The organism is Corallococcus sp. CA049B (genome assembly GCF_003611685.1).
Lineage (GTDB): Bacteria > Myxococcota > Myxococcia > Myxococcales > Myxococcaceae > Corallococcus > Corallococcus coralloides.
Genome location: NZ_RAWC01000075.1, coordinates 1 through 15,278, shown reverse-complemented (window position 1 = coordinate 15,278; position 15,278 = coordinate 1). Strand labels below are relative to the sequence as shown.

Genomic DNA, 15,278 nt, shown 5'->3' with positions numbered 1-15,278 from the left:
GCACGCCGTGTGCCCCGGCGTGGGGGGCTCCCGTCCTGGGGGAGCCTTGGAAAGAAACCGTGTGGCTGTGGGTGGGCGACGTCAGCGGCTACGCAAAGCTTGCGAGGTCCGCACGTCGTGCATAGCAGCGGAGGCCTGGCCGCCTAATCCGCGAGCTTGCCGCCCCGGCCGGCCTTCTTCTCGGAGGTGCGCTTCTTGTCCTCCAGGCGCCGGCGCTTGGAGCCCAGGGTGGGGCGGGTGGCCTTGCGGACCTTGGGGACGAAGGTGAGGGCCTGCAGGCCGGCGCGCAGGCGGCGCACGGCGGCGTCCTTGTTCTGGGACTGGCTGCGGCGCTCGGTGGCGGTGACGGACAGCTCCGTGGGCGGGTGGCTGAGGCGCACGCCGCTGGCGGTGGTGTTGCGGTGCTGGCCGCCGGGTCCGGAGGCGATGAAGAACTCCACGTCGCAGACCTTCAGCAGGGCCTCGTCATCCAGGGCGAGGGCCTCCCGGGCGGCCTGGCGTCGAGCGGGTGCGATGGGAGGGGTCGGCGGTGTCATGGCGGTCCTCAAGTTAGCGCCGCGAAGACGCCACCGGTACCCCGCGCCTGACACCGGGCGGCGCGGGGCCCCTTCACGGTCTGCTCAGGTGAGGTCCAGGTTGAAGGTGAAGCCCGTCTTGGCGGCGCGGCCGTCCTCGGCGGTGGCCACGAACTTCACCACGTAGGCCAGGACGGAGAGGGAGCGGTCCGTGGTGACGCGCACCTGCGCGGTCGTCTCGCCCGGGGCCAGGGTGACGGGGTCGGCGCCGAGCCGCGTCGTGCCGGGGGACTCCAGCGCGATGGTGAGCGCGCCGGTGAAGCCCTCCGCGCGCGTCACCGTCACCGTCACCTGGGCGGACTCGCCTGGCGCCACGTTCACCTGGCGGGGCTCCACGGCGAGCGCGAAGTCCGGCTGGGGCTCGGGGGGCGGCAGGATGATCAGGGAGATGTTGCCCCGGGCGGTGACGTTGTTGGCCGGGTCCTCCGCGATGAGCTGCAGCGCGTTCGCGCCGTAGGTCGTGACGCCGGGAGCCACCGTGATGGTGGCGGTGGTGGTGGCGATGGTCTCTCCCTCCGGCAGGGAGAAGTCCGGGCTGAAGGTGACGCCCTCGGGGACGATCGCCGGGCGCACGCGCACCTCGCCCAGGTTGTCCGCGATGCGCTGGATGGCGATGTCATAGGGGATGGAGTCGCCGGGCGCGGCGGTGACGGTGTCCTCGCCTCCCCAGTCCAGGCGGTAGTAGGGCGTGTTGCCGCCACAGCCCAGGGCCAGCGCGCAGGCGAGGACGGCGAGACGGGGGAGGGAACGCGGCATGGGAGGGCTCCTGGGGTGGCGAAGCAGGGTCGAGCATGGGGCCGGGGCGAACGGGCCCGCAAGCGTCCCCGGGGAAGAGGGGCGTCAGCGGAACAACGAACAGGCGGCCAGATAAGTCCCGACGTGAGCCTCCAGCGACGGCGCCAGCGGCCGCGCGTAGCCGCCGCCCAGCGTGAGCACCACGGGGAGTCCGCGCTCCTTCGCCGCGCGCATGACGCGCAGGTCGCGCTCGAAGAGCCCCGCGTGGGTGAGTGACAGCCGGCCCAGGGTGTCCTCCTCCAGCGGATCCACGCCGGCCTGGAAGAAGAGCAGGTCGGCGTGGGCGGACTCCAGGACGTGGGGCAGGTGCGCGTCGAGCGTGGCCAGGTACTCCGCGTCCCCCACGCCGTCCTCCAGCCCCAGGTCCAGGTGCGAGGCGTGCTTGCGGAAGGGGAAGTTGTGCTCGCCGTGCATGGAGAAGGTGAAGACGGACGGGTCGCCCGCGAAGGTGGCCGCGGTGCCGTTGCCCTGGTGCACGTCCAGGTCCACCACCACCGCGCGGCGGAGGGCCCCTTCGGCCTGGAGCACGCGGATGGCCACGGCGATGTCGTTGAAGACACAGAAGCCCTCCCCGTGGTCCGGGAAGGCGTGGTGCGTGCCGCCGGCCAGGTTCGCGCCAAAGCCGTCCGCCAATGCGGCGCGGGCGGCGGCCAGGGTGCCGCCCACGGACGCGCGCGCGTTGTCCACGAGCCTCGGGGACCAGGGGAAGCCCAGCCGGCGCAGCTCCGCGTCGGTGAGCGTTCCTCCGAAGAAGGCGTCCAGGTAGCGCGGGGTGTGGACGCGCTCCAGTTCGTCGCGCCCGGCGCGGGGGGCCTCGTGGAAGACGGCGGGGGGGAGGATGCCGCGCTCGAGCAGGATTTCGCGCAGCAGGCGGTACTTCTCCATGGGGAAGCGGTGCCCGTCGGGCAGGGGGACCAGGTACCGGTCGATGTGGAAGACGCGCACGGAACCGGGGCGTAACGCCCGTTCCGGAGGGGTGCAACCGGGGGCGTAGAACTTCCGGCGGGCCTGTCCGTTACAGGAGCAGGCGGCGCGGATGTGCCCGCCCGCAAGTCCGTCACCCGGAGCCCACCCATGAACCTGAAGCCCCTCTCGCGGGCCGTCCTGACGGCCGCGCTCGCCACCGTTCTGCCTGCCACCTCCGCCTGGGCCGTCACGCCCGTCCGCGCGCCGGCCTCCACGGAGAAGCCCGCCGCGACGGAGAAGCCCGCCGTGAAGGGCGCGCCCACGAAGCCCACGGACACGCAGGCTCAGGCGCAGGCCCAGGACGCGCAGGCCCAGCCGCAGGGGCAGCGGCCCGAAATCGAAGTGGCCTTCGTGCTGGATACGACGGGGTCCATGGGCGGCCTGCTGGAGGGCGCCAAGCAGAAGATCTTCTCCATCGCGTCGCGCATCGCGAAGGGCAAGCCCACGCCGCACCTGAAGGTGGCGCTCGTGGCGTACCGGGACCAGGGGGACGCGTACGTGACGAAGCGCTTCGAGCTGAGCGACGACATGGACTCCATGTTCGCGGAGCTGCGCAAGCTGGACGCGAACGGGGGCGGGGACCACCCCGAGCACGTGGGGCGAGGCCTGGGCGAAGCGGTGTCACTGCTCAAGTGGAGCCAGGACCGCGAGGTGATGAAGGTCATCTTCCTGGTGGGCGACGCGCCCCCCGCCCAGCGCGAGGCCGCCTGGGACTTCAAGCTCTGGTCCAAGCGCGCGAAGGAGCGCCACATCGTGGTGAACACGGTGCGCTGCGGCGCGGACTCGGCCACCGAGGAGTCCTGGCGCTACGTGGCGAAGCTGACGGACGGCACCTTCGACTCCATCGACGCGGCGGGCGGCATGGTGGCGGTGGCCACGCCCTATGACGCGGAGCTGTCGCGCGTGAACGCGGAGCTGGCGTCCAAGACGCTGTACGGCGGCCGCGCGGAGGCCCGGGCCATGAACGTCGCCCGCGCGGAGGCGACCAAGGGCATGGCCGCGGAGGCCGTCGCGGACCGCATCAGCTACATGAAGACGAGCCGGGGCGTGGGCAAGAGCGCCCCCAGCGCCGGGGCGGTGAGCAGCGCGCCCGCGGCCATCGCGGGCGGCGTGGACCTGCTGGAGCAGCCGGCCGCGCTCGACTCCCTCAAGGACGACGAGCTGCCCCAGGAGCTCAAGGGCCTCAAGAAGGAGGCGCAGGCCGCGAAGGTGAAGCAGCTGGCCGCCGAGCGCAAGGTGCTGGAGGAGAAGGTCGCGAAGCTCGCCACCGAGCGCGACCAGTGGCTCACGAAGAACGCCCCCGCCAAGGAGGACGCCTTCGACGCCAACGTGATGAAGAGCGTGAAGACGCAGGCCGCGAAGTTCGGCGTCACCTACTGAGCGCGGCTATTCACGCGTCACCGCCCGGAGCACGATCTCCCGGCGCTGATCCAACAGCCGCATGGCCCAGGGCCGCGTCACCCGGTACACGCCGAAGTGGAGCACGGCGAACCCCAGGATGAAGGCCACGGACTGCCAGCCCGGTCCGTCCTTCCCCGCGGCCCGCAGCGCATGGCCAAAGGGCATGCAGCCCACGCTGGCCGCGAGGATGCCCAGCATGGACGCGGTGAGGGGGATGCGGTCGCGGCGCTTGAGGCTCGCGTGGAACTTCACCGGGAAGTACAGCGACAGGAAGTTGCCCGCGGCCAGCAGCATGGGCACCACCGCCGCCACCGCGGCCATGGCGCACAGGAAGTCCACGAGCGTGCCCGAGCCGAAGTACACCCGGTAGAAGGCGCCCACCAGCACCGCCATCCCCAGCGCCGCGATGCCCTGCACCCGGTTCTTCGCGCGCAGCACGTCCGCCAGGTCCAGGGGCGCCGCCAGGAACACCGCGAAGCCGTGCCCGTCGTACGCGAAGGTGTTCTGCGAGAACGTGGACGCGATGACCACCGCGCCGTAGATGCTCAGGCCGCCCATCACCCACGCGTCCGCGCTGCCGCCCAGCAGGTACACGAAGAGGTCCCTGCCGGAGAGCAGCTTCAGCAGGATGGCCAGGATGAAGGGCACCGCCGCCAGCAGCCGCGCGCGCGGGTTGCGCCACAGGTCCAGCACCTCGCGGCGCAGGAGCGTGTCGAAGCGCGAGCCCGTGGTGGCGAACGGGTCGCTGTCCTTCCCATCCCCCCGGTCGCCGCCGGAGCGGCCCCCCGCCTGCCGGTGGAAGCGCATCAGGAGCGCGTACGCCACGCCCATGCCCATGGCGGTGAAGAACAGCAGCCCGAAGGCCTCCAGCATGGCGATGCCCACGCGCCCGTGCGCCAGCTGCCCCAGCCCGTCACCGAAGAAGCCCGGAGGCACCTGGCTGAGCGCCACCGCCGCGTTGATGATGAGGCTCATGTCCAGCGCGCCCACGCCCGCCTCGCCCACGCTGGTGAGCCACGACGTGTCGATGGGCGGGATGAACGACGCGGCGACGAGGAACGCCACCATGCCGCCGCCCATGATGCGCGCGCTGTGCTTCGCCCTCAGCACGTTGATGACCGTGTAGAGGCCCACCCGGCTCCACGCCGCGCAGAAGAGCGCGAACAGCACGTAGAGCACCGCCGCCAGCCACGGTGACGCCAGCCGGTGGCGCGACGCATAGCCCACCGCAGCGCCGGTGAGGGGCGCGTAGAACACCAGCGCGCGCGGCTCGAAGAGGCTGGCCACCGTGGAGCCCATCAGCAGCCGGAACGGTGAGATGGGGAACGCGGCGTAGCGCGACAGCTCCGAGTGGTCATCCACGCCCGCGGACAACAGCGGCCACGTCACCCAGGTGGCGGCGGTGACGAAGCACAGCAGGTTGAGGATGAAGTACGGCCACACGTTGCTGTGCACGATGAGCGGCATCCGCATCAGCTTGAAGAAGCTCAGGCCCAAGAGTACGCCCGGCGCGCTGGAGCCCACGAACGCGGCCACCGCGAGCAGGCGGCTCTTGCCCGGGCCCTGGTTGAGGCCCAGGTGCAGGCGCAGGCCCCAGAGCAGCATGAGGTGCTGGAAGAAGCCGGGGACCTTCGGACGCGGGGCGCTCACGCGGACTCCCGCCGCAGCGGCACCACGTTCGCCGCGGGCTCACCGTAGAACGACAGCTTCGCGTTGCGCGCGGCGGGCACGGCGATCAGCTTCTCGAACACCGCCTCCAGCGTGGACACGCCGTGGCGCTGGCGCAGCTGCTCCACCGGGCCCTGGTCCAACATGCGCCCGCCCCGGATGACGCCCGCGTGCGTGGCCAGCCGCTCGGCGATCTCCAGCACGTGCGTGGTGAGCAGCAGCGTCACGCCCCGGCGCGACAGCTCGCGCAGCAGCTCTCGGATGACGCCCGCGGCGAGCACGTCGATGCCCTCGAAGGGCTCATCCAGCAGCACCAGCTCCGGCGCGTGGATGAGCGCCGCGGCGATGGCGAGCCTGCGGCGCATGCCCTTGGAGTACTCCGCCACCAGCGCGCCCGCCTTGTACGTGAGCTCCGTCAGCTCCAGGAGCTCCACCGCGCGCGACGCGGCCTGGGCGCCGTCCAGCCCGTACATGCGCGCGCAGAAGGTGAGGTACTGGCGGCCGGTGAGGCGCTCGAAGAGGCTCAGCTCCTCCGGCACCACGCCCACGCGCTGCTTCACGTCCAGGGGCCTGGCCACGGCGTCCACGCCGAGCATGCGGATGGTGCCCTGGTCAGGCCCGTACACGCCGGTGAGCAACGCGATGGAGGTGGACTTGCCGGCGCCGTTGGGGCCGAGGAACGCGTAGAAGGCGCCCCGTGGAATCTGAAGCTCCAGGCCGTCCAGCGCGGTGAAGGTACCGAAGCGCTTGACGAGGCCGCGGGCGTCGATGGCCAGCGCTGGGCCGGCGGGTTCAGCAGGAGGGGGCGTCATGAAGGACGCCATCACACCATGCACCGTGGGGTCGCCCACAATCCTCGGGTTGACGGATGGTGCGGCCCGCCGGGCGCTTCCCGGCTCAGTGCACCATGGCCACCTCCGGCGGCCCGACGATCTGCTGCACGGTGGTGCGCACCTTGTCCAGGTCCACCGGCTTGGAGATGTAGCCGGCGGCGCCCACCAGCTCCGCCTCCCACTCGAAGCCGTAGCCGGAGATGATGATGATGGGCAGGTTGCGCGCCCGCGGCATCTTCTTGAGCGCGTCCAGCAGGCCCCAGCCGCTCATGACGGGCATGCGCAGGTCCAGGAGCACGGCGCCCGGGATGTCGTCCTCCAGAAGGTCCAGTGCCTCGCGGCCGTTCTTGGCCTCGATGGTGGCATAGCCCATCTCCTGGAGGGCATCGCAGATGAGCGTGCGGTGACTCGCGTCGTCGTCGACGACCAGGATGAAGTTCGACATGGGCTTGAGCCTCTGGAGTGGCGGCGTCTGCTTGGGGACCGCGATTCTATGGGGACGAAGATGGGAATGCCCCTTCCATTGCGGAAGGGCCTGCGTTTCTTTTCAACATTCCCCATAGAGCGACAGCGTGTTGCCGCCCAGCACCCCCGCGAGCGCGGTCTCGTCCAACCCCAGCCCGGCCAGCGCCCTCAGCTCCCGGTCCCACGCGTAGGGGATGTTGGGGAAGTCCGTCCCATACAGGATGCGCTCGGGCCGGAGCTCCAGCGCCCTGCGGGGAAGGGGCACGGGGAAGTAGCCGCCCACCGCCATGGTCGTGTCCAGCCAGAGCGTGTCATGGCGCTCCAGCAGGCGCGCGTACGCGTCGAACTCGTCCGCCCCCAGGTGCGGCACGCACAGCTTGAGCGTGGGATGATCCTTCAGCACGCGCTCCACCCGCTCCGCGGCGCAGAGCTGGTGCGGATCCACCGGGTACCGGGCGCTGGACGGCTCCCGCCCCGAGTGCATCACGAGCGGCCTGCCCGCCCGGGCGCACGCTTCGTAGAGCTCGTGCAGCTGGGGCGCGTCCGGGGAGAAGGCCTGGACGTGGCAGTGCAGCTTCACGCCCTTCAGCCCCAGGGCGAAGGCCTCCTCCAGGATGGCGACGGCGCCGGGCTCGCCCGGGTACACGGTGCCAAGGCCGATGACGCGGGGCTCGGCCTTCGCCACCTCCGCCACGAAGGCGTTGAGCGCGCGCGCCATGCCCGGCTTGTGGGCGTAGTGCAGGGCGACCACGCGCTCGACGCCCCGGGACAAGAGGAACGACAGCACGTGGGGCGTGTGCAGCTTGTAGCGGATGGGCCAGCCGTAGCGGTCGAACCAGCGCCACACCGCCTCGAAGACGCGATCAGGGAACAGGTGCACATGCGCGTCCACGACGGGCGGCAGGCCGGGGTCCACGCGGGGCCCTTCCTCGTCCGCCAGCGCGGGCATGGGCATCTGGATGCCCTGCTCCCGCCAGGTCGCGGCCGGCGAGGAGGCGAGGCACGGCACCGGCGCGTCGGAGTCCTCGCCGTGGGCGTGATCGGGCGGCGGCTCCCGGGGAGCCGTCATCCGCCCGTGCCCGGTCCGGAGGGCTTCTTCGCGGCGTCCTCGTCCACGTCCAGGCGCCGCAGGTAGCTGTTGTGCGCGTAGCCCTGGCGCTCCAGCCGCTGCGCCTCGATGGCGTCCGCGACCTTCGAACACACCTGGCCGAGCATGCGCAGGGACTCGGCGATCAACCGCTCCGCGTGATCCTGCGCGTTGGCGGACGGAATGATGGGACGGTCGCGACGGAACGGCAGGGGCAACTTCATCCGCTGGAATCTAAGGGATGCCCCCGTCAGGTGCCACGCGTCAGTCCCGCCCCGTCCCCCGGCCGCCCCTCCCGAGCGGGCGGGTTCACGGAGTGTTGACAGCGCGACGCGGCATCGCCCCCCCGGCCGGGTTAACGGCGTTGACAGTGTTCCACTTTACATTTTGCGCCGGTCCGGCCCCCGGGGCACCCCTGGACATGCCCTTGAGTGTTGGCAACCCGCTGGAACCCCGAAGGGTTTACGAATTTTCAAACAGGGGGATGACAGCGCGTGGATTCGCCTCTAGATTGCCTCCGTCGGATTTCACTCAAGAGGTGCTGCGCATGGCTTACGACGGCGAGCTTGTGAAGATGCAGAACGGTCGCTGGGCGCGGTTCCAGCGGTGCCAGGTGTACCGGCCGGGCGTGACGGACGCCGGCGAGACCATGCTCCTGATCGCGGTGGAGCTGGAGGAGCGCTATCAGCAGCTGCTCGACGAGGCGGCGGACTCCCTCGCGGAGTACCGCTCCCAGGGCGTGCCCGTGCAGGTGCGGCTGGCGCCGGACGCGCAGGGGCTCACCCTGCACCCGGAGGCCCAGGCCTCCGTCTCGGTGAACTAGGCCCCCTGCCGGGGACACAGGTTGTAAAGCCACGGGCTCCGCGCTTCACTGCGTGGGGCCCGTCGCATTTACAGCGCCGGGCGGCCGTCCACTTTTCAACGCGCCGCGCGCCACCCGCACGGCGCGCGAATGCCGCGCTCAGTCGTGGATCTGGAAGAAGCGGGCGGCGTTGTCCCGGGTGACCCGCCGGACGATGCGCTCGGACAGCTTCGCCTTGCCCAGGAGGTTCGCCGTGCGCGCGAGCCCCAGGATGTCCCCCGCGCCGTCGCCCGCGTCGGAGTCCAGCACCAGGCGCTCGCTGCCCAGCCGCCGCACCAGGGCCACCGCCCGGTCCGCCTGGAGGGCCTCCGGGTGCAGGGTGAGGCCGGCCCAATGGCCCACCTCCAGGATGGTCCGCACGGTGCGCGCGTTGGCGTGGTCCACCAGCGCGCGTGAGGGCAGCAGGCCCGACTGGCGCAGGAGCGTGAGGATGCGCCGCGTGTGGCGCTCCTTGTCCTTGAGCGGCGTGTGCACCACCACGCGCAGCTTGAGCTGGCGGGCCAGGGCCAGCTGCTCCAGGAAGGCCTCTTCCTCCTCCTCGCCGCCCACGTGCAGCCCCGTCTCGCCCAGGGCCACCACCCGGCCGCCCTCGAAGTAGTCCGGCAGGTGGCTCAGGACTTCGGACAGCCCCCGGCGGGGGATGCAGCGCGGGTGCACGCCCAGGGCGGCCCAGGCGCGGATGCCCAGCCGCTCCAGGCGCGGCAGCTGCTTCTCCACCAGCGCGTCGAAGTGCTGGCGCAGCGCCTTGGCCGTGGGCTCCGGGAAGTGGTGCGCCACCACCAGGGCCCGCTCCACGCCGAAGAAGCGCATGGACTCCAGGTCCTGGTCCGTCAGGGCCTCCGGGTGGAGGTGCGCATCGAAGAGGGGGAGCGGCTCGGGCACGGGCAGGGTTTCTCCTTACGCTTCAGTCCTGGCCCGTCGCGGCGCCCTCATTGCGCGGGTCACTGGAGGAATAGCGCAGGTGGGTGCGCGGGTCGCTGTAGACGGCCTCCGCGTCGCCCCAGGCGTCCACCCGGCGAATCTTGTGGCCCTTGGCCTCCAGAGTGGACAGCGTCGCCGGCTCCAGGCCCCACCTGTCCACCCACAGCTCGTCCGGGAGGTACTGGTGGTGCAGCCGGCCCGCGCCCACCGCGCGCGCCACGTCCATGCCGTGGTCCACCACGTTGCTGATGGCCTGGATGACGGTGGTGGGGATGGTGGAGCCGCCGGGGCTGCCCACCGCCAGCATCACCCGCTGGGGGTCTTCCTTCGTGAACACCAGCGTGGGCGACATGGAGGACAGGGGCACCTTGCCGGGCTGGATGGCGTTGGGCTCCCCGGTGACGAGCCCGTACGCGTTGGGCACGCCCGGCTGCGCGGCGAAGTCGTCCATCTCGTCATTGAGGAGCACGCCGGTGCCCTTGGCCACCAGGCACGAGCCGAAGCTGTAGTTGACCGTGGTCGTCATGGCCACCGCGTTGCCGTCCTTGTCGATGACGGAGATGTGCGTGGTGTTCTTCTTCTCCGGCTCCGGCGTGAGCGGCCCCGCGTCCTTGCGCAGCGTGGAGGCGGGCCCGCCCGTCACCGGCGCCAGCAGCGACGCGCTGGGCGTGGCCTTCTTCGGGTCGATGCCGCCCGCCAGGTCCGCGATGTGCCCGGGCGACGTCAGCCGCTCCAGCGGCACCTGCACGAAGGCCGGGTCGCCCAGGTACTTCGCGCGGTCCACGTACGCGCGCCGCACGGCCTCCACATAGAGGTGCAGCGACTCCGGGTCGCGGTACGGCACGCCCTGCGGCCGCAGCTGCTGGAGCATGCCCAGCACCTGCACCACCGCCAGCCCGCCCGCGCTGGGCGGAGGCATGGTGAGGATGCGGTGCCCGCGGTAGGTCGTCTCCAGCGGCGTGGCCGCTCGCGTGCGGTAGTTCGTCAGGTCCTCCTGCGTGAGCAGCCCGCCCGCGTCCCGCACCGTCTTCACCAGCGCCTGCGCCACCGGGCCCGCGTAGAAGGCCTTCGCGCCGCCCTTGGAAATCCGCTCCAGCGTGCGCGCCAGGTCCGGCTGTTTGATGAGGTGTCCCACCGGCGGCACGTCCGGCGTGCCCTGCGCGTTGGGGACCAGGAAGATGCGCGCGGCCTCCGGATCCTGGCGCAGACACTCCGCGCGGCCGGTGGCCATCTGCTGGTACTTGGGCGTCACCCAGAAGCCCTGCTTCGCCAGCCGGATGGCCGGGGCCAGCACCACCGCGGGCTTGAGCTTGCCGTGCTTGGACAGCAGCTCCAGGTAGCCCGCCACCGCGCCCGGCACCGCCACGCTCAGGGCGCCGTCCGTGGACAGCCCCGGCACCAGCGCGCCGTCCTTCAGGTACATGTCGCGCGAGGCGCCCTTCGGAGCCACCTCCCGGAAGTCCAGCACCTGCGTCCCGCCCGACTTCGCGTCGTGCACCAGCGCGAACCCGCCGCCGCCCACGCCGGAGTGGTAGGGACCCACCACCGCCGCCGCGAACGCCGCCGCCACCGCCGCGTCCACCGCGTTGCCGCCCTTGTCCAGCATCTGGAGCGCGGCCTCGCTCGCGGGCGGATACGCCGTGGCCACCGCACCTCCCCGGTAGGGACGCGCCGCACCCGCCTGAGCCGCCACCAGCAACACCGCGAGTCCCAGCGCGCGGAACGACCTTCGCCCCACAGCTCCCATGTGTGCTTTCCCCACCTGGATGCCTTTCCTTGTGATTTCCGGCCGTTCCCTAATGCACCATGCGCCGCGCCTGGACCAGGGTTTCAGCTGGACAACATTTTTTTCCTTGGATTGTGAGCGGAAGCGGGGCAGTCTCGGCCCATGCGCAGCAACTGGCGGTGCTCATGAGTCCTCCGAACCCCGTGGAAAACCCGGCGTCGGTTCCGACTCCGGTCCCCACCCCGGTACGGCTGACGACGTTCTTGAAGCCGCGCTTCGGCATCACGGTCCAATGCAACACGTTGTGTGTAGCAGTCAGCGCACGGCCCTCTTCGGACGCCCCGCGCTCCGCTTTGAAGGCCGGGCGCGGTTGACGAGTTGATCGGCGGTCCCTAATTCTCCGCCGCATATGACAGCTCTGGCGGCGGTTGTGCTGTGCGCGGGCAAGGGCACGCGGATGAAGTCGGAGAAGGCCAAGGTCCTTCACCCCATCCTCGGCCGGCCCCTTTGCGCCTATCCCTTGAAGCGGGCCCTGGAACTGGGCGCCACGCACGTGGTGCCGGTGGTGGGCCACCAGGCTTCGGAGGTGGAGAAGTCCATCCGCTCCCACTTCCCGGACGCGCCCCTGCGCTTCGCGCTCCAGAAGGAGCAGAGGGGCACCGCGGACGCGGTGAAGGCGGCAGGGGACGCGCTGAAGGGCCATGACGGCCGCGTGCTCATCCTCTACGGAGACGTGCCGCTCCTGCGCAAGGAGACGCTCCAGGCGCTGCTCGCCGCGCATGACGCCGCGGGCGGGGTGCTGGCGCTGGTGTCCACCACGCTGGAGGACCCCACCGGCTACGGCCGCGTCATCCGCGAAGGAGGCAAGGTCGCGCGCATCGTGGAGCACAAGGACTGCACCCCGGAGCAGCGCGCGGTGAAGGAGTGCAACGCGGGCATCTACTCCGTGGACGCGGCCTTCCTCTGGAAGGCGCTGGCCGAAATCAAACCCGTCAACGCGCAGGGCGAGTACTACCTCACCGACCTGGTGGAGATGGCCGCGAAGGTGGGCCCCGTGGGCGCGGTGGACGCGGACGCCACGGAGACCGCGGGCGTGAACGACAAGGTGGAGCTGGCGGCGCGCGCCCGCGTCCTCCAGCAGCGCATCAACGAAGCCCACATGCGCGCGGGCGTGTCCATCCAGGACCCCGCCACCGCGTACATCGAAGAGGGCATCACCATTGGCACCGACACGGAGATTGGTCCCAGCGTCTCGCTGATGGCCGGCACCGTCATCGGGAAGGGCGTCATCATCGGCCAGGGCAGCGTGCTCACGGCTTCGGTCGTGGCGGATGGCACCCACATCAAGCCCTACTCCGTGCTGGAGGAGGCGCGTGTGGGCGAGCGCTGCATCATCGGCCCGTTCTCCCGGCTGCGCCCCGCCACGGAGTTGGCAGAGGAAGTGCATCTGGGGAACTTCGTGGAGACGAAGAAGGCCCGCATCGGCAAGGGCACCAAGGCCAACCACCTGACTTACCTGGGCGACGCGAACATCGGCGCGGGCTGCAACATCGGCGCGGGCACCATCACCTGTAACTATGACGGGGTGAACAAGCACCTGACTGAACTGGGCGATGGCGTCTTCATCGGCTCGGACAGTCAGCTGGTGGCGCCGGTGAAGGTGGGGGACGGCGGGTATGTCGGCGCGGGCACCACGGTGACGAAAAATGTGCCTCCTGGGAGCCTCGCTGTGTCCCGTGCGCCACAGGTGGTGAAGGAGGGGTGGGTGGCGGCCAAGAAGGCACGGCAGGTGAAGGTGAAGGCTGGTTAGCAAGAGTGCTCGCCTGCTGCTCGGTCGGCGGGGCGGGGTTGGGCGTGTTGGGCGTGAACGGGTTGCCCGTGGTTTGCTCCGGCGCCGCGGGACGAGAAAGAGGCAGGAAGAACATGTGCGGGATTGTTGGCTACGTCGGTGACAAGGAATCTGCTCCCATCCTGGTGTCGGGCCTGAAGAAGCTCGAGTACCGGGGCTACGACTCCGCGGGCGTCGCGGTGGTGGGCGGCAACCAGCTCAACGTGGTGCGCGCCACGGGCAAGCTGCGCAACCTGGAGAACCGCGTGGTGCAGGACCTGCCCAGGGGCACCACCGGCATCGGCCACACGCGCTGGGCCACGCACGGCCGGCCCTCCGACGAGAACGCCCACCCGCACACGTACAAGAACGTCGCGGTGGTGCACAACGGCATCATCGAGAACCACCTGGCGCTCAAGGCGGAGCTGCGCGCGCGCGGCCACGTCTTCTCGTCGGAGACGGACTCGGAGGTGTTCGCGCACCTCATCTCCGCGGAGGTGGAGCGCGGCGTGGACCTGCCGGACGCCGTCCGCACGGCCATCAAGCAGGTGAAGGGCACCTACGGCCTGGTGGTGGTGTGCTCCAACGACCCGGGCCGCATCGTGTGCACGAAGGACGCGTCGCCCATGGTGCTGGGCCTGGGCCAGGGCCAGAACTTCATCGCCAGCGACGTGCCGGCGCTGCTCGAGCACACGCGTGACTTCGTCTACATGGAGGAGGGCGACCTGGCGGTCGTCACCGCGGCGAAGGTCGACATCTTCAACCGCGAGGGCAAGCTGGTGAACCGCCCCACGCGCCGCATCGACTGGACGCCGATGATGGCGGAGAAGGGCGGCTACAAGCACTTCATGCACAAGGAGATCCACGAGCAGCCCCGCGCCATCGCGGACACGCTGCGCGGCCGGATGCTCCTCACCGAAGGCGACGTCCACTTCGAGACCTGGAACCTCACGCAGGAGCAGGTCCAGACCTTCACCAAGGTCACCATCCTGGCCTGCGGCACGTCCTGGCACTCGGGCGTGGCCGGCAAGCACATGATTGAGTCGCTGGCGCGGCTGCCGGTGGAGGTGGAGCTCGCCAGCGAGTTCCGCTACCGCGACCCCATCGTGGAGAAGAGCCACCTGGTCATCGCCATCAGCCAGTCCGGCGAGACGGCGGACACGCTCGCGGCCTTCAAGGAAGCGAAGCGGCTGGGCGCGCACACCATGGCCATCTGCAACGTCATTGGCAGCGCGATGACGCGTGAGGCGAACCTGCACGTCCTCACCAACGCGGGCCCTGAGATTGGCGTCGCGTCCACCAAGGCGTTCACCACGCAGCTGGTGACGCTGTACCTGCTGGCGGTGAAGCTGGGCCGCATGCGCGGCACGCTGTCCGTGGAGGGCGCGCAGGAGCACCTGACGCACCTGACCCAGGTGCCGAAGATGATTGAAGAAGTCCTCAAGTGCGAGCCGCAGGTGAAGCGCGTCGCGCGCGAGTTCATGAACGCGCAGGACTTCCTCTTCCTCGGCCGCGGCCCCATGCACCCGGTGGCGCTGGAGGGCGCGCTCAAGCTGAAGGAGATTTCGTACATCCACGCGGAGGGCTACGCGGGCGGTGAGATGAAGCACGGCCCCATCGCGCTCATCGACGAGAAGATGCCCGTGGTGGTCATCGCGCCGAAGCAGCCGCACATCGCCTACGAGAAGATCATCGGCAACATCGAGGAGGTCCGCGCGCGCGGCGGCAAGGTCATCGCCATCCTCGACGAGGACGACAACCAGGCGGACACCCTGGCCGACCACGTCATCCGCATCCCCGCCGCCTGCGCGCTGCTCGCGCCGGTGGTGGCCACCATCCCGCTGCAGTTGCTCGCGTACCACGTGGCGGAGATGCGCGGGAACGACGTGGACCAGCCGCGCAACCTGGCCAAGAGCGTGACCGTCGAGTAGCGCTTCACGGCTTCCACGCCTGAACGCGAAAGAGCCCGGACTCCCTTCACCAGGGGGCCCGGGCTTCTTCGTTGGCCGGCGCTACTTCTCGTTTGCCAGCTCCAGGAGCACCTCCAGGTCCGCGGCGGCGTCCAGCGACTCCAGCAGCTCCAGGTTCTCCACCACCTCGCGGTCCTCGTCTGTGAGTTGGGGCTGGGGCTTGCGGGGTTCGGTGGGAAGG

At 70.5% G+C, this 15,278-nt stretch carries 14 protein-coding genes; 4 read left to right on the top strand and 10 right to left on the bottom strand.

The features are described 5' to 3' along the window. Nucleotides 1–143 precede the first annotated feature (143 nt). The 3 genes from D7W82_RS18365 to D7W82_RS18355 form a co-directional block, all read right to left on the bottom strand. Nucleotides 144–536, bottom strand: coding sequence for a peptide chain release factor-like protein (locus D7W82_RS18365; protein WP_120619592.1), 393 nt, complete (start codon nucleotides 534–536; stop codon nucleotides 144–146). Nucleotides 537–620: 84 nt separating this feature from the next. Further along, nucleotides 621–1,331 carry a hypothetical protein gene (locus D7W82_RS18360; protein WP_120619591.1) on the bottom strand — a complete coding sequence of 237 codons (711 nt, stop codon included), beginning with the start codon at nucleotides 1,329–1,331 and terminating at the stop codon, nucleotides 621–623. 84 nt (nucleotides 1,332–1,415) lie between these two features. After that, the gene (locus D7W82_RS18355; protein WP_120619590.1) at nucleotides 1,416–2,315 is read right to left on the bottom strand and encodes a histone deacetylase; all 900 of its coding nucleotides are present in this window, start codon (nucleotides 2,313–2,315) and stop codon (nucleotides 1,416–1,418) included. Between the two features lie 129 nt (nucleotides 2,316–2,444). Here D7W82_RS18355 and D7W82_RS18350 point away from each other — a divergent pair, with 129 nt between their 5' ends. Beyond that, a complete protein-coding gene (locus D7W82_RS18350; RefSeq protein ID WP_120619589.1) occupies nucleotides 2,445–3,716 on the top strand; it encodes a VWA domain-containing protein in 1,272 nt (423 codons plus the stop codon). A gap of 6 nt (nucleotides 3,717–3,722) precedes the next feature. On the opposite strand, the gene D7W82_RS18345 is transcribed toward D7W82_RS18350, so the two are convergent. From D7W82_RS18345 to D7W82_RS18325, 5 genes are all read right to left on the bottom strand, one after another. Continuing rightward, nucleotides 3,723–5,342, bottom strand: a complete 1,620-nt coding sequence (locus tag D7W82_RS18345) for a hypothetical protein (RefSeq protein ID WP_120619607.1) — start codon at nucleotides 5,340–5,342, stop codon at nucleotides 3,723–3,725. A gap of 41 nt (nucleotides 5,343–5,383) precedes the next feature. After that, on the bottom strand, nucleotides 5,384–6,217 hold the full coding sequence (locus tag D7W82_RS18340; RefSeq protein ID WP_120619606.1) for an ABC transporter ATP-binding protein: 834 nt from the start codon (nucleotides 6,215–6,217) through the stop codon (nucleotides 5,384–5,386). Nucleotides 6,218–6,302: 85 nt separating this feature from the next. After that, entirely contained in the window at nucleotides 6,303–6,683 is a 381-nt protein-coding gene (locus tag D7W82_RS18335; RefSeq protein WP_014394116.1) for a response regulator, read from the bottom strand. A gap of 102 nt (nucleotides 6,684–6,785) precedes the next feature. Beyond that, entirely contained in the window at nucleotides 6,786–7,772 is a 987-nt protein-coding gene (locus D7W82_RS18330) for an amidohydrolase family protein (RefSeq protein WP_120619588.1), read from the bottom strand. Beyond that, complete coding sequence (locus D7W82_RS18325) at nucleotides 7,769–8,014, bottom strand: hypothetical protein (protein ID WP_120619587.1); 246 nt, start codon at nucleotides 8,012–8,014, stop codon at nucleotides 7,769–7,771. The genes D7W82_RS18330 and D7W82_RS18325 overlap by 4 nt, the downstream gene beginning before the upstream one ends. Before the next feature lie 323 nt (nucleotides 8,015–8,337). Here D7W82_RS18325 and D7W82_RS18320 point away from each other — a divergent pair, with 323 nt between their 5' ends. Beyond that, a complete protein-coding gene (locus tag D7W82_RS18320) occupies nucleotides 8,338–8,613 on the top strand; it encodes a hypothetical protein (RefSeq protein ID WP_120561800.1) in 276 nt (91 codons plus the stop codon). A gap of 138 nt (nucleotides 8,614–8,751) precedes the next feature. On the opposite strand, the gene D7W82_RS18315 is transcribed toward D7W82_RS18320, so the two are convergent. Both D7W82_RS18315 and ggt read right to left on the bottom strand, forming a co-directional pair. Continuing rightward, entirely contained in the window at nucleotides 8,752–9,534 is a 783-nt protein-coding gene (locus tag D7W82_RS18315) for a TatD family hydrolase (RefSeq protein WP_120619586.1), read from the bottom strand. A gap of 22 nt (nucleotides 9,535–9,556) precedes the next feature. Next, nucleotides 9,557–11,320, bottom strand: a complete 1,764-nt coding sequence (gene ggt, locus D7W82_RS18310) for a gamma-glutamyltransferase (protein WP_120619585.1) — start codon at nucleotides 11,318–11,320, stop codon at nucleotides 9,557–9,559. A 388-nt stretch (nucleotides 11,321–11,708) separates the two neighbouring features. Between ggt and glmU the strand changes: the two genes are divergently transcribed. Together glmU and glmS are read left to right on the top strand one after the other, a co-directional pair. Then, nucleotides 11,709–13,109 carry a bifunctional UDP-N-acetylglucosamine diphosphorylase/glucosamine-1-phosphate N-acetyltransferase GlmU gene (glmU, locus tag D7W82_RS18305; protein WP_120619584.1) on the top strand — a complete coding sequence of 467 codons (1,401 nt, stop codon included), beginning with the start codon at nucleotides 11,709–11,711 and terminating at the stop codon, nucleotides 13,107–13,109. A 113-nt stretch (nucleotides 13,110–13,222) separates the two neighbouring features. Continuing rightward, nucleotides 13,223–15,058, top strand: a complete 1,836-nt coding sequence (glmS, locus tag D7W82_RS18300; RefSeq protein ID WP_120619583.1) for a glutamine--fructose-6-phosphate transaminase (isomerizing) — start codon at nucleotides 13,223–13,225, stop codon at nucleotides 15,056–15,058. The last annotated feature ends 220 nt before the right edge of the window (nucleotides 15,059–15,278 follow it).

Excerpts from the sequence above, each read along its gene's own strand:
- D7W82_RS18365 (WP_120619592.1), bottom strand. The coding sequence starts at position 536 with ATGACACCGCCGACCCCTCCCATCGCACCCGCTCGACGCCAGGCCGCC.
- D7W82_RS18360 (WP_120619591.1), bottom strand. The coding sequence starts at position 1,331 with ATGCCGCGTTCCCTCCCCCGTCTCGCCGTCCTCGCCTGCGCGCTGGCC.
- D7W82_RS18350 (WP_120619589.1), top strand. The coding sequence starts at position 2,445 with ATGAACCTGAAGCCCCTCTCGCGGGCCGTCCTGACGGCCGCGCTCGCC.
- D7W82_RS18345 (WP_120619607.1), bottom strand. The coding sequence starts at position 5,342 with ATGCTGCTCTGGGGCCTGCGCCTGCACCTGGGCCTCAACCAGGGCCCG.
- D7W82_RS18340 (WP_120619606.1), bottom strand. The coding sequence starts at position 6,217 with ATGACGCCCCCTCCTGCTGAACCCGCCGGCCCAGCGCTGGCCATCGAC.
- D7W82_RS18335 (WP_014394116.1), bottom strand. The coding sequence starts at position 6,683 with ATGTCGAACTTCATCCTGGTCGTCGACGACGACGCGAGTCACCGCACG.
- D7W82_RS18330 (WP_120619588.1), bottom strand. The coding sequence starts at position 7,772 with ATGACGGCTCCCCGGGAGCCGCCGCCCGATCACGCCCACGGCGAGGAC.
- D7W82_RS18325 (WP_120619587.1), bottom strand. The coding sequence starts at position 8,014 with ATGAAGTTGCCCCTGCCGTTCCGTCGCGACCGTCCCATCATTCCGTCC.
- D7W82_RS18320 (WP_120561800.1), top strand. The coding sequence starts at position 8,338 with ATGGCTTACGACGGCGAGCTTGTGAAGATGCAGAACGGTCGCTGGGCG.
- ggt (WP_120619585.1), bottom strand. The coding sequence starts at position 11,320 with ATGGGAGCTGTGGGGCGAAGGTCGTTCCGCGCGCTGGGACTCGCGGTG.
- glmU (WP_120619584.1), top strand. The coding sequence starts at position 11,709 with ATGACAGCTCTGGCGGCGGTTGTGCTGTGCGCGGGCAAGGGCACGCGG.
- glmS (WP_120619583.1), top strand. The coding sequence starts at position 13,223 with ATGTGCGGGATTGTTGGCTACGTCGGTGACAAGGAATCTGCTCCCATC.